Source organism: Elizabethkingia miricola (genome assembly GCF_001675285.1).
Taxonomy (GTDB): Bacteria; Bacteroidota; Bacteroidia; order Flavobacteriales; family Weeksellaceae; genus Elizabethkingia; species Elizabethkingia miricola.
The window spans coordinates 386,787-398,837 of sequence record NZ_LSGQ01000003.1; the positions used below are offsets into that span (position 1 = coordinate 386,787).

Below are 12,051 nucleotides of genomic sequence, written 5' to 3' on the forward strand. Positions count from 1 at the left end.
CCTTGTTAAGATTACTCTTAGCAAGGGTTTTTAAAATCCTGCTGTATGATGGAGGTTATACTTTTTTATACCTTTATTTCTCAAAATACACCCGAAGAAATAGATGCTTTTTTCTATACACTTCCGGAAGAACTAAGATTTTCTATATCACAATATCAGAATCAGAAAGACAAACAGGCCAGGGTATTGTCTAAGTTTTTAACTGAAAAGCTATTTCATCAATTTTATCCGGATTATCAATTAGACTGGAAAAGACTAAAAAAAGACGAGAACTCTAAACCTTATCTGGAAGACTATCACTTTAATTTTTCATCTGCACACAGCGAAGATTTATGTGTAGTCTGTGCTTCTGTAAATAATAAATGCGGGGTTGATGTCGAGGTGTTAAATCCCCTGGATGTTTCAGTTTATAAAGATTTTCTTCATTCTGAGGAACAGGATTATTTATTGAAAAGTCAGAATTCTGTGGATAACTTTTATAATATATGGGTGAAAAAAGAAGCTGTACTAAAGGCTTATGGCTTAGGGGTTTCTAAAGAGCTAAATGAAGTAAATACCTTGCCGGATTGTATACAGGTCAATGGTCAGGATTTTTTTACAAACGAAGTCTTTATCTCAGAACTTTATAAAGTTTTCATAGCATCGGAAAACCCATCTGTAAAAATCAGTGTATACAACATATCAATTGACTAAGCCTCATCAGGAGCTCATCGCTATTTTCTTTTTTCAAATAACCATTTCGGAATCTCATCATTCAATAGAAAAGGAATCATAATATTATTATGGTTAAGATATGTGTAGGTGGTGAATAAAAGATTTTTGTTCCCGTTGAGTTTTTTGTAAAGCATCTCACTTCCGGCATACGGATTTTCATTATCCTCACCTCCGTGAATAAGCCATATCTTTTTGTTTCTTATTTTATCAAGGTTAGAAAAATTTGGAACTGCGGCAATAGAAACGATTGCTGCGAATGTTTCGGGAGTAATACTTAGTAAATCCTGAGCTGTAGAAGCTCCCATGGAATAACCAACCAGATATATTCTGTTCTTATCTATTTCCGGATATTCGGCTGTTATTTTCTTAATGAGTTCTGGTAATGCCAATACATCTTCAGAAGGTTTTGAGACAAGAGTGCCTTCATTATTTTCAGCATAATTGGATGAGCGTTTTCCAAACTGTGGTGCTATAACAAAGCAATTGTATCGACTATAAATATCGTTCCGAAGCCATATTCTGGCAAGGTGTTCTAACTGGTTTTCATTATCGTGACCAATTCTGGATGAATTATGAAATGTAATAACCAGAGGATATTTCTTTTTATTATCAACATTTTGGGGTAAAAGAAATCTGTAAGGCAGTTCTTTGTCTTTGTAGCTGAAGACTTTTTTTTGGTAATTATCTATAGAAAGATTATTTAATGCTTTTCTGGTGTTAACAAATGTAATACTGTCTACTTTAGTATTGTTATATAAATGCGTTTGTCCCCACATTATTCCTAAAGTGGAAAGGTAAAGAAAAGTGATTCCCTGAATGATTCGGAAATAGAGTTTAATCATTTTTTGTATTGTAATTATATCCATTTTTCATACAAAAGCCTTACAGGCTGATAGCCTTGTGAAGCTAACCAACGCTGCATCGTTTCATTGTTGCATAAAGTGAATCTGTAGATTTTGCGGATCTTATATTGTTCCAGATACATTTTTTCAAAAGCTTTATTTAGTGCTGTATATATTCCGTTCTTTCTGTATTCTTTTTTTACATAGCCTTCAGAAACATACAGATCATCAGCATCACCCAGCTCAAAATTACTGTTATCTTTCTCATCAATATAACCGAAAATAAAACCTATAGCTTTACCATTTACTTCAGCGATAAGAAAAGAACCGTCATTCTCATCTTCACAATCTTCCATAAACCGCATATAATTTTTTCGGATATGTTTCCAGTTCGCAGTATGTTCGTTCATCTCTCTTTCGGAGAGATGAAGTTCTCCTACCAGCTCATCTACTATAGGTAAATGTTCGCTAATTTTTATTTTCCTGATCTGATATTCCATTTTGTATTTTATGAAATTTGTCTGGTGAAATAGGTTTTCAATATTTACTTCCCCCTTACCGGGCTGCCATGCCATGATGTATTGTCGGAAAGAACTTCTCCCTTCATTACTAAAGATAAAGCATCTACATGTACATTGTCTCCTATTTCAGTATCATAAAGAATAATACTTCTGGCGCTAATGGTAGTTTGCTTTCCGATTTTTACACTGCCGATTTTCATAATCCGGTCCTCAAACAAGTGTGTTTGTGGTCCACATTCTTCATTCAGCATAGATTCGTCCCCAATAGATACCATATCAAATTCTGTAATGTCTGTTGTGTTCAGCCATACTCGTTTTCCGATTTTAACACCCAGAAATCTCATAAAGATTGGGAGCCACATTGTTCCGCGTAAAGCATCAAGGAAAAAAGGAATAGCCAAAGCTTCGTATAATGTTGTAATTCCCTCGCTTAGCCATACTCTCAGACTGTACATCGGGATTTCTGTCTTTTTATATTTTCTTACAAAAATCCATTTAAGTAAAACTGTAAAGAAGAAAGCCGGCAATGCAACGATTCCAAGATAATAGAATGGTGATAATACTAATAATAATGGGATTCTGCCTTCCAAATAGATACTTGTGTATGCTATAAAAAGTACACTGCATATAATGATAATGGTTTGTGGCAGAATAATTCTTATACCTTCAACAATAGCACGTGCGAATTTTAAAGATGCCGGTGGATTATAAGTAAGATGATCGTTAAATATATCGGATTTCTGGCGGGAAGGCAGTCCGATAGGTGGAGAGCCAAACCAGTCTTTCTCTGCAGAATTGGCTAACTGTTCCTCAGTCGGTGTTTTACTTAGAACACCAATAAGCATATTATCTCCCAGCTGATATCCTTGTGGTATCAGTCCGCTATTACCTACGAAGCTATTGTTGCCAATTTTTGTTTTAGCCAATATTAACTGCCCATTTCTTACATCATGTTCTCCCAGAATAACTGCATCGGCAATAAAAGACCCTTCACCAATTTCCAGTAAGTTGTGTGATACATCACTCGCAGTGGATATCTCTGAATTTTTCCCTACTTTGGCTCCCATCATTCTGTAAAATTTGGAGATATAGATAGATGCGAATAAAGGATGTAATACGACCAAAGATATATTGAAAATCTGATCTTTTACCCATTTTCTGTAATAAGTAAAACTGTATACCGGATATACACCGGGTTTCATCTTGATTTGTAGTAGTCTGGTAAGGAAACTTACAACCAGAATAAATAACAAAATGTAAACGGTAGAAAGTATCGGTGCCTGCCACAAATAATAGAAATTATAATCCGATGAACGTTCATCCAGATAGTATAATGTATAAAGGGTAGGAGCTAGTGGTAATACGATAATCAATGGAAAGAAAAACAGTGATATAGCATAGAACAACGAGAATAAACTTCTTTTTCCTGCGGAAGTTAATTTAGGTTGTTGTGTTTCTTCTGTTGTTTTTGTTCTTATTTTCTGTGCCGGGCTTCCGTTCCAAACTTCTCCGTAACCTACTTTCTCGCCTTCATTCAGGCAACTAAGATCCTGTAGCTCTCCAAATTCCTCTATAGTAGTTTCACCGCATACCACAACAGAAGAACCTATATAGGAATGTGCCTTTAGGTGTACTTTGCGTATTTTTAATATTCCGTTTTCCACAGAAGCATTGTCTATACAGCATCCGGAACTGGTTGTTACATTTTCGTCTATGGTTACAAGGTCTTCGGCTGCAATTGGTAGTAAGCTTAACTGAGCAGACGGATGCACTTTTACACCTAATAAGCGTAAATATTTAGGATAAAGAGGAGTTTCTACAATAAATTCAGATGGCATTAATCTTTTTACAGTTTTCCACAACCACCATCTGAAGTAATACCAACCCCATAACGGGTAATCTCCTTCTTTTATTTTTCCGATAACCAGCCATTTGGTAATAAGTATAATTAAGGAATAAACTGGCGGGATAAGGGTGTATAATAACATTGCACTTAGTAAAGCGTAATGCAGGCCGAAACCGTTTAGCTGGAAATAATAGTAAGCGAGATATGGAAAGAATATCTGGATACTTAGTAGCCCGTATACAACCAGTAAACTTAGTGTTTGTGCTAAGTTGCAAAGATAGTATTGCAAGGTAGATGCCTTTTGGAAAGGTTCTTTACGTTCTGCTTTTGTATCTTGTTTTTTCTGTAGAACTTCTGTAAATGCTGAAAGTGGTCGGTTTTCGTATACATCTTTAAGAGAGGCATAAGGTATTCCAGCTTTCTGTCTTAAATGTGAAACAAGAGTGGCTGCCAGTAGGGAGTGTCCGCCAAGGTCAGTGAAGAAATCCTGAGACAGGTTAATATCTTTTCCAGGAAATACAATGTGGAGAACTTTTATAAGTTTTTCATCTACAGAATCATTTTCCCCAATTTCGATATGGCTTGTACTTTCCTGTACTAAGAAGCTATCGGGTAAGGGTAGTTTTTTTCTGTCTATTTTGCCACTTGGCATTCGTGGCATTTCTTTCATTTTTATAATGGTGATCGGAACCATATAAGGAGCCAGAAATTTTGCCAGCTCTTTGCGCATTTCGTTTTCATTAAAATCTGCGTCAGATTTCATGACAGCATAACCAACCAGTTGCCCCTGCTGGTTTGCATCTTCTCTTACCGTAACAGCTGCAGAGGAAACACCTTCCAGTTGGTTAAGGCGGGTTTCTATTTCACCTAACTCAATACGGTAGCCCCGTAGCTTAATCTGATCGTCGATTCTTCCCTGAAAATCAATGAAGCCATCTTCTCTGAAAGCAACAGCATCGCCAGTTTTATATATTGTATCCCCCGGTAATTCAGGGAATGGATTGGGCAGGAATTTTTGTGCAGTAAGTTCTGGTAAATTAAAATATCCTTTGCTTACACCCGGGCCAGAGATAATCATTTCACCACGTTCACCATGCGGCACAATATTCATGTTTTCATCCACAACGGCAATGTGGTAGTTGGGTAATGGTGGTCCTATAGTAAGTTCCTGTGTGGCATTTAGTATTGCCATATTAGAAGAAACAGTAGTTTCTGTTGGTCCGTAGCTGTTGATGAATGTACGGTAAGGTTTTGCCCACTTTTCCTGAACCTGTTTGGTGCAGGCTTCGCCACCTGCATTTACAAGCCGTAAAGCTGGAACTTCATCTATAATGGCTAAGATACTCGGAACGGCATGCAGAATAGTAATTTTATTTTCTATTAAAACCGTACTGAGTTCATCTATGGCCTTGACAGTGGTAGCATCTGCTATCCATATTGTAGCACCTGCAAAAAGACTTATCCACACCTCTTCACACCACATGTCGAACGATACAGAAAAGCCCTGATAAACTCTATCGGTATCTTTAATACCAATGAAATCTTCTTCAGAACGAATCAGGTGACATATATTTCGATGAGAAATAGGGATGCCTTTCGGATTTCCGGTACTCCCGGAGGTGAAAAGTACATATGCCCAATTATCCGGATTAATAGCAACTTCCGGAAGTGAAACTTTTTCTGTTGGTTGCTCCGGAATAATAATGGGGCTGCAATGGATGCCAGCATCTGTATCAGAAAAATAAGTTTTCACATTGATGTCTGTAAATACCATTTTGATACGATCTTCAGGCATTTCTCTATCCAGAGGTATATAGCAGGCTCCTGCTTTAAGTATTCCTAATATAGCAACCGGGAGTTCCATACTTCTTGGATACCATACACCTACACAGTCGCCTTCCTGTACGCCTTCTTCTTTTAGTCGCAAGGCTATAGCATTACTCCAGTTGTCTAATTCTTCATATGTAAGAGTCCTGTCTTTAAAAATAAAAGCAGGTTTGGTTTTATATTTTTCAAAAGTGGGAATCAATAGCTCCGGTAAAGTTTCGTTTTTAATAAATTCCGGTGCTATTTTGCCTAAAATAAAGCTTTTGTTCATAAAGTTCTGGTGGGGAAATAATTAACTAAAGGTAATATTTTTTTGTATCCGTAAAGCTTTTGATTCAGTTTTTTTAATCGTATTTTTGTTTAACCCAAAATAAAAATTCATGCTTTATATTTTATCAGAAAACTTTTCCCTTGTCAATTCGTGGATTAATGATTTAAGAAATGTTGGTGTTCAGGGAGATAGGATGAAGTTTCGTAGAAATATGGAACGTATCGGAGAGATAGCAGCATTTGAAATTAGCAAGCAGCTTGAACAAAAAGAAGTTGAGATTGTAACGCCATTGGAGACAATCAGGTCAAAAGAAATTGCAGTACAGCCAGTGATTACTACAATCCTGAGAGCCGGAGTTCCATTATTTCAGGGGATTCTGAATTATTTGGATAAAGCCGATTGTGGCTTTGTAGCAGCATACAGAAAACATGATGCAAATGACTATTTTTCTATAAAGCAGGATTATCTTACCTGCCCTAATTTAACAGGTCGTCCGTTGATTATTGCAGATCCTATGTTAGCAACCGGAGCATCACTTATTGAAGCAATAAAAGATCTATTGACCCACGGAACACCATCACAAATGCATATTGTAGCGGCAATTGCAAGTAAAGAAGGAGTTGAGGTGATTCGTAAAGCTTACCCTGAAGCACATCTTTGGGTAGGTGTTGTAGATGCTGCCCTTACGTCCAAAGGTTATATTACACCAGGACTAGGAGATGCAGGTGATCTTTCTTATGGGGAAAAATTACAGCGATAAACAAATTAATCAATTGCCATAACCAAAACGCTCAGCTTATTGCCGGGCGTTTTTAGTATCTCCCAGGCGCAGGAAGCCAAGGTACTCCCGGTAGTGCATACATCATCAATAAGAAGAAAATGAATGTTTTCAACAGGATTAGGAACTGTGAATATATTGAGGTTCTCCTTTCTGTGTATCAATTTTTTTCTGGCTTGAGCAGTACTGTAAGCTGTTCTTTTTAAATAATGATGATTATATGGAATATTCCATTCCTTTGATAATATTTCTGTAAAGCGATGTAGCTGATTGTATCCCCGTTTTTTTAGTTTTTTGATATGTAGCGGAATATTAATCAGTATATCGGGTTTTGACTTTAGATTTATTTTTTCTGCTGTCCACCGGGCTAATGTATCTCCTATAATTTCGCGATTAGCATATTTGAGATTGTGGATTAATTTTCTGCTTAGACCTTCTTTCTCAAAGTTCATCAAAGCATAAGAGTTCTCGATAGGAAAAAGAGAAGATAATCTCTGTTGCAATGGTGTCTCCGGTAATGATTCCCAATGGATGAAATCTACTTGATCATAGCATTCTTCACAAATAATATCTTTTCCGCCAATAATGTGATTGCATTGAAGGCAACGGTTTGGAAATAATATATCCGTAAATAAATTCATAACTCATATTGAGTCAGTAATTTATAATTTATTTTTCATTTCTCTAAGTTTCTTTTCAACAGAGATTTGTATTTTTTCATTGAGTTCTTGTTTTTCCAGTTTTATAGCTGGAGCCTGGCGTACTTCACAATCTTTTATAGAGCAGCTTTCGCAGGTAACACCTACACTTTCTCTGGATATATTCTTCAGAAATTTTAATTGTTTTGTTGTTTCGGGATTTAGTAGGATTCCCAGACAATAGCTTCTGTTATTACCATCAGCAAAAGGGTTTTTCTGAGATGTGGATATTACCAGATAATTGAGACCTGAATTTTCATATTCTGATATTTGTATGGCTGTCAGACTCTTGGAGTCGGAAAGATTCTGCATATTTTTTATAGCAATCCATCGGCGGCAATAATGTTCGTTAGTTGTATTGGCATGTGGAGCCTGATGTCTGTTGAGGTGCAATTCTTTCAGAATATCTATTTTGTCACTGTTCTTTCTTTTTACAAAACACAGATAAAAAATATCCTTCATCCCGAAAAATTCAGGAAGAATGTTAGTAAGTCTGTAAAAAAGAGTTTCAGGAGACTGTGTATAGTTTTCTATAAGATGATCAAATTTTTCATTATTCCATTCTTTATCAGAAAATATACTCTTTGTTTCCTGTATCAACTGATCTTTTGGGATAAGCAGGCAGCCTGCAAAATAAGATGCATAAAAGTTATTAACAAGACTATCGAAGTTGGTGAACTTTACCCAGGTATAAGTGTTTGGCCGATGTTGCAGATTTAAATACTGAAATCCAATTTCCTTTGCCAGAATAAATAGCTTTTGCTGTTCTCCAAGTTTCTGGTTAATGGAAAGAATTTTATGATCTGCGGAGTATAAAGAGCGCAGATGCTTTAGCTGCCCCTGTTCTTCGTAGTCTTCATAGTAAATCTGATAACCTGATTCTTGCTTCAATATATCTTCTAAAATCTGAATATTAATTGTAGTAAGTCCATATTTTTTTTTGAATTCGATGGCTTTTTCTTCAATTTCCGGAAAGTAATTATTATAAAGTTCCTGGAAGGATCGTAGTACCGAAAGATAGAAATGATCTTTATCAAAATTATAAGTCTGTGCAATTTCTATAAGAGTGTTGATAAAAGCATTTACTTTTTTTGGGGCTTCACTTACAATGTTGATAAGTGAATTTTTATTGATTCCGAAAAGTTCCAGAGGAAGTTCTCTAAAGAAATCTTTTTGCATCAGTTCTCCAATTGGAGCCAGGTTTTTATCGAGCTGAATAGAGACCAATTCATCGAAATTACAATCCAGAGCATCTGCCAGAGCTAATATTTTGTCGTGCTTGGGATATTTTTTTCCTTTTTCTATTTCGTTCAGGTAAGATTTGGACATACCTGTTTTTTCAGAAATTTCCTGTAGTGACCAGTTTTTCTGTTGGCGGAGCTGTCTCAGCTTTACCCCGAAAATAGTACGTATATAATCGCTCTCGATATTCATAAAATAAATATAGAAAATAAAAGCGATTATTCGCATAATAATTTATTTTTAATTTTAGCGAAAATTCGCTGTTGGTGAAAATTTATTTTTTACATTAGCAAAAAAATCAGACTCATGGAAAAATTTAGTATTCAACATTCAAAAAAGTATGAAGAGATATACTCTGCTGAATTACAATTGTTTTTAACAGAGTTGCATGAGCATTTTAATGCTGAGAGACAAGCTCTTTTAGATAAAAGAAAGGTTTTGCAGAAGGAATTTGATCAGGGAATTTTACCTCGATTTTTGAAAGAGACCGAAGAAATCAGGAATGGAAACTGGGTATGTGAACCACTACCGGATTCTTTGCTGGACAGAAGGGTAGAGATTACAGGTCCTGTTGACCGTAAAATGATTATTAATGCTATGAATTCCGGAGCTAACTGTTTCATGGCTGATTTTGAAGACAGCAATTCTCCTACCTGGGAGAATGTAATGGATGGGCAGGTGAATCTCAGAGATTTGAATAACAGAAATATTGATTTCGAAATTAAAGGGAAACAATATATTCTGAATGATAGACCTGCAGTTTTGCTGGTACGCCCAAGAGGGCTTCATCTAAATGAAAAACATGTCCTTATTAATGGAGAGCAGGCATCGGGCTCTTTAATTGATTTTGGAATCTTCCTTTTTCTGAATGCTAAAAAGCAGTTGGAAAATGGAGTTGGACCTTATTTTTACCTTCCGAAGCTGGAGAGTTATCATGAATCGGCATGGTGGAATAAAGTTTTTGTATTCTCACAGAACTATCTTGGAATCCCACAAAATACAATTAAGGCAACTGTTTTAATAGAAACTATTACAGCTGCTTTTCAGATGGATGAAATTATTTTTTCTCTGAAAGAGCATATGGCGGGACTGAACTGTGGGCGCTGGGATTATATTTTCTCATTTATTAAAAAGTTCAGAAGGCTCCCTGAATTTATATTACCAGACAGAGATCAGGTGACAATGACGATTCATTTTATGAGTTCGTACTCAAAGCTTTTGGTAAAAACCTGTCATAAAAGAGGCGTCTCTGCAATGGGAGGAATGGCGGCACAAATTCCGGTAAAACATGATGAGAATGCCAACGAAGTAGCCTTTGCAAAAGTAAGAGCAGACAAGGAACGCGAAGTAAAGAACGGTCATGACGGTACATGGGTGGCGCATCCGGCTTTGGTAAGTGTTGCCAAAGAAGTTTTCGATGCGGGAATGCCTACACCGAATCAGATTGACCAGAAAAAAGAAGAATACAATATTGCTGAAGCGGATCTGCTGACTGTTCCACAAGGGACAGTTACCGAAGCAGGTGTACGCAAGAATATTAATGTAGGGATTCTCTATATCGAATCCTGGTTAGTAGGAGTTGGTGCTGCAGCTATTTACAATCTGATGGAAGATGCTGCGACAGCAGAAATTTCCAGAACCCAATTGTGGCAGGTATTCCATTCACAAAAACCTTTAGAAGACGGACAATACCTTACAAAAGAAAATTATCTGAAATGGCAGGATGAAGAGCTCGAGAAGATAAAAGAATATGTAGGCGCTACACGATATACCGATGGAAACTTTGCACTTGCAACACAGCTACTGCAGGATATGGTTTTTGAAGAAAATTTTGAAGATTTTCTAACATTAAGAGCTTATAAATACATCTGAAATCAAAAAATAAATCAAACCGAAAAATAAATATTATTATGAAAACTATTCAGGAACTACAACAGGACTGGAATGAAAACCCAAGATGGAATGGCATAATTCGCCCGTATACACCAGAAGATGTACTTCGGTTACGTGGAAGCTATAAAATAGATTATACCATAGCACAGCTAATGGCTGAGAAGTTTTGGAGCAAGCTAAATAGCCAGGAGTACGTGGCCGGATTAGGTGCGTTAACCGGAAATCAGGCTGTACAGGAAGTAGATGCAGGATTGGAAGCAATTTATCTGAGCGGCTGGCAGGTTGCTGCAGATGCGAATCTTTCAGGAGAAATGTATCCGGATCAGTCATTATACCCTTCCAATTCTGTTCCGGCAGTTGTGAAAAGAATTAATAATGCCCTGCTGCGTGCAGATCAGATTCAGTCTGTTAACAGAGTAAACGGAGATCAGTCGAAGCAATACCTGGTTCCTATTGTTGCTGATGCCGAAGCAGGGTTTGGAGGGAACCTCAACGCCTATGAACTGATGAAACAAATGATAGAAGCCGGAGCAGCAGCAGTACATTTTGAAGATCAGCTGTCCTCTGCAAAAAAATGTGGACATTTGGGTGGTAAAGTATTGGTGCCGACTCAGGAAGCGATAAATAAGCTAATTGCAGCGAGATTGGCGGCAGATGTTTGCGGTGTATCAAGCATTATTATTGCGAGAACAGATGCTGATGCTGCAGACTTGCTCACTTCTGATGTTGATGACATAGATAAGCCTTTTGTAACAGGAGAGCGTACTTCTGAAGGATTCTTTAAAGTAAATGCAGGTGTGCCGCAGGCAATCGCTAGAGGATTGGCTTATGCACCATATGCCGATTTGTTATGGATGGAAACCTCTCATCCGGATTTAGAGGAAGCACGACAGTTTGCTGAAGCTATTCATGCTGAATATCCTGGGAAATTATTAGCATATAATTGTTCTCCTTCTTTTAACTGGGCTTCTAAGCTAAGTCAGCAGGAAATGGAAACATTCCGTGAAGATTTAGCAGCGTTAGGATTCAGATTCCAGTTTATTACACTTGCAGGATTCCACGCCCTGAATTATTCTATGTTTGAATTAGCAAGAGCCTATCGTGAGCATGGTATGGCAGGATATTCCCAATTACAAGAGAAGGAATTTGCATTGCAGCAGGAAGGTTTCCGTGCTGTAAAACATCAGTCTTTTGTGGGAACAGGTTTCTTTGACGAGATTCAGACTATTGTGACAGCCGGAGAAGCAGCAACGGTAGCTCTAAAGGGTTCTACAGAAACAGCACAATTCTAAAAAAAACTTAGATAACGCTATGATTTAACGCGAAATACATTTTGTTGTAAAAGCAAAAACACTATGGTTTGAATGTTAAAACAGCATAACATCTATCAGTATTGCAGAATATTTTTTACATTTGATA

9 protein-coding genes are annotated in these 12,051 nt (G+C 37.0%); 4 read left to right on the plus strand and 5 right to left on the minus strand.

Translation table 11 applies throughout. The features are described 5' to 3' along the window. Nucleotides 1-45: 45 nt before the first annotated feature. Complete coding sequence (locus ATE49_RS04715) at nucleotides 46-693, plus strand: 4'-phosphopantetheinyl transferase family protein (protein WP_065081249.1); 648 nt, start codon at nucleotides 46-48, stop codon at nucleotides 691-693. 20 nt (nucleotides 694-713) lie between these two features. On the opposite strand, the gene ATE49_RS04720 is transcribed toward ATE49_RS04715, so the two are convergent. The 3 genes from ATE49_RS04720 to ATE49_RS04730 are packed head-to-tail and all read right to left on the minus strand — an operon-like array spanning nucleotide 714 to nucleotide 6,021. Beyond that, nucleotides 714-1,556 (minus strand): carboxylesterase family protein, encoded by an 843-nt coding sequence (locus tag ATE49_RS04720; protein ID WP_260255560.1) that lies wholly within the window; start codon nucleotides 1,554-1,556, stop codon nucleotides 714-716. 14 nt (nucleotides 1,557-1,570) lie between these two features. After that, a complete protein-coding gene (locus tag ATE49_RS04725) occupies nucleotides 1,571-2,056 on the minus strand; it encodes a GNAT family N-acetyltransferase (protein ID WP_161583451.1) in 486 nt (161 codons plus the stop codon). Between the two features lie 44 nt (nucleotides 2,057-2,100). Further along, entirely contained in the window at nucleotides 2,101-6,021 is a 3,921-nt protein-coding gene (locus tag ATE49_RS04730; RefSeq protein ID WP_065081251.1) for a Pls/PosA family non-ribosomal peptide synthetase, read from the minus strand. A 109-nt stretch (nucleotides 6,022-6,130) separates the two neighbouring features. On the opposite strand from ATE49_RS04730, the gene upp reads away from it, so the two are divergent. Beyond that, nucleotides 6,131-6,781 carry a uracil phosphoribosyltransferase gene (gene upp, locus ATE49_RS04735; protein ID WP_065081252.1) on the plus strand — a complete coding sequence of 217 codons (651 nt, stop codon included), beginning with the start codon at nucleotides 6,131-6,133 and terminating at the stop codon, nucleotides 6,779-6,781. A 5-nt stretch (nucleotides 6,782-6,786) separates the two neighbouring features. Here the strand turns inward: upp and ATE49_RS04740 are convergent, their stop codons facing one another. After that, nucleotides 6,787-7,440, minus strand: a complete 654-nt coding sequence (locus ATE49_RS04740) for a ComF family protein (protein WP_065081253.1) — start codon at nucleotides 7,438-7,440, stop codon at nucleotides 6,787-6,789. A gap of 21 nt (nucleotides 7,441-7,461) precedes the next feature. After that, nucleotides 7,462-8,967 carry a helix-turn-helix domain-containing protein gene (locus tag ATE49_RS04745; RefSeq protein ID WP_065081254.1) on the minus strand — a complete coding sequence of 502 codons (1,506 nt, stop codon included), beginning with the start codon at nucleotides 8,965-8,967 and terminating at the stop codon, nucleotides 7,462-7,464. A gap of 78 nt (nucleotides 8,968-9,045) precedes the next feature. Here ATE49_RS04745 and aceB point away from each other — a divergent pair, with 78 nt between their 5' ends. Together aceB and aceA are read left to right on the plus strand one after the other, a co-directional pair. Next, the gene (aceB, locus tag ATE49_RS04750) at nucleotides 9,046-10,611 is read left to right on the plus strand and encodes a malate synthase A (protein WP_065081255.1); all 1,566 of its coding nucleotides are present in this window, start codon (nucleotides 9,046-9,048) and stop codon (nucleotides 10,609-10,611) included. A 38-nt stretch (nucleotides 10,612-10,649) separates the two neighbouring features. Then, nucleotides 10,650-11,924 (plus strand): isocitrate lyase, encoded by a 1,275-nt coding sequence (aceA, locus tag ATE49_RS04755; RefSeq protein WP_065081256.1) that lies wholly within the window; start codon nucleotides 10,650-10,652, stop codon nucleotides 11,922-11,924. Nucleotides 11,925-12,051: the final 127 nt, after the last annotated feature.

Excerpts from the sequence above, each read along its gene's own strand:
- ATE49_RS04715 (WP_065081249.1), top strand. The coding sequence starts at position 46 with ATGATGGAGGTTATACTTTTTTATACCTTTATTTCTCAAAATACACCC.
- ATE49_RS04720 (WP_260255560.1), bottom strand. The coding sequence starts at position 1,556 with ATGATTAAACTCTATTTCCGAATCATTCAGGGAATCACTTTTCTTTAC.
- ATE49_RS04725 (WP_161583451.1), bottom strand. The coding sequence starts at position 2,056 with ATGGAATATCAGATCAGGAAAATAAAAATTAGCGAACATTTACCTATA.
- ATE49_RS04730 (WP_065081251.1), bottom strand. The coding sequence starts at position 6,021 with ATGAACAAAAGCTTTATTTTAGGCAAAATAGCACCGGAATTTATTAAA.
- upp (WP_065081252.1), top strand. The coding sequence starts at position 6,131 with ATGCTTTATATTTTATCAGAAAACTTTTCCCTTGTCAATTCGTGGATT.
- ATE49_RS04740 (WP_065081253.1), bottom strand. The coding sequence starts at position 7,440 with ATGAATTTATTTACGGATATATTATTTCCAAACCGTTGCCTTCAATGC.
- ATE49_RS04745 (WP_065081254.1), bottom strand. The coding sequence starts at position 8,967 with ATGCGAATAATCGCTTTTATTTTCTATATTTATTTTATGAATATCGAG.
- aceB (WP_065081255.1), top strand. The coding sequence starts at position 9,046 with ATGGAAAAATTTAGTATTCAACATTCAAAAAAGTATGAAGAGATATAC.
- aceA (WP_065081256.1), top strand. The coding sequence starts at position 10,650 with ATGAAAACTATTCAGGAACTACAACAGGACTGGAATGAAAACCCAAGA.